Annotated in this window: 1 protein-coding gene; it reads right to left on the reverse strand. The window is 56.5% G+C overall.

The window, feature by feature from the left end; translation table 11 throughout:
• Positions 1-43: 43 nt before the first annotated feature.
• A partial coding sequence (locus tag SB764_RS39860; RefSeq protein ID WP_410866731.1) for an oligopeptide/dipeptide ABC transporter ATP-binding protein occupies positions 44-276 on the reverse strand: 233 nt, incomplete at its 5' end.

The raw sequence follows: 276 nt of genomic DNA on the forward strand, positions 1-276 counted from the left end.
TGACGCGTCAGGCGCGTGAATGCCTGATGCGTTGTTAGCATCTCTACAGCGCCCGCCAGCACCGGAGCTCACGTCCGTCCTCCCTTATTGCTAATGATTGCCGGACTTCACATCCGTGGGTTGCCAGCGGGCAACGTTCGTAGAAAAAACAGCCTTGCGGCAACGTGCGGTTTCCCGGCAGATCCGTTTTACGTAATGCCCATTCTTCCTCCAGCGGTTTATCAATGGCGGGGAGGGAATCCAGCAATAATCGGGTGTATGGATGTGCAGGTGCCG

Source organism: Paraburkholderia sp. SIMBA_027, assembly GCF_046535315.1.
Classification (GTDB): Bacteria; Pseudomonadota; Gammaproteobacteria; order Burkholderiales; family Burkholderiaceae; genus Paraburkholderia; species Paraburkholderia tropica.